A 606-nucleotide genomic window follows, 5' to 3' on the forward strand; every position below is an offset into this window, starting at 1 on the left:
AATTAAAAGTTCTATTATTACTTGGTATAATAACTTGGGATAAGAAACTACCCGCTTGGTGAAACAGGTAGTTTCTTTGGATTATTTTTCTGCTTTTCCTAATGGTTCAATTGCTGGGCCTTCAATAACTTCACCTATAGCGTTAAACCTGGATCCGTGACATGGACAATCCCATGTGTGGTCACCGTCATTCCATACTACGCCACAGCCCATATGGGTACATGATATATCAAGGAGATGCAGTTCCCCCTGATTATCGCGGTAAGCGCCAATTTCATCACCGTCGATTTCAATCATGGCACCTTGCCCATTTTCCAAATCCTTGGACTTGGTTGCTTCATTAGCATCAGTTCTGGCATTAGTTTCTGATTCATCTTCCTTATCTGTATCGTTTAACTCCCTAGCAGGAGAAAACAGGGAGGTATATACGTTAAATTTACCTAGTATTAAATCAGTTAATACCTCTGCGCCGATTGTTGCGGCTGATAGTCCCCATTTTCCAAAGCCTGTGGCCGTATAAATATTTTCCTTGTCAGCAAACATTTTCCCTATAAACGGGATTCGATCAGGTGAAAACAAATCATGTGACGACCAATGATCAACAAC

1 protein-coding gene is annotated in these 606 nt (G+C 40.9%); it reads right to left on the bottom strand.

Annotation, left to right across the window (positions count from 1 at the left end; all coding sequences use genetic code 11):
- Positions 1 to 81: 81 nt before the first annotated feature.
- A partial coding sequence (locus AC3G7N_RS21710) for a Rieske 2Fe-2S domain-containing protein (RefSeq protein ID WP_489424203.1) occupies positions 82 to 606 on the bottom strand: 525 nt, incomplete at its 5' end.

It is taken from the genome of Virgibacillus carmonensis (assembly GCF_057836705.1).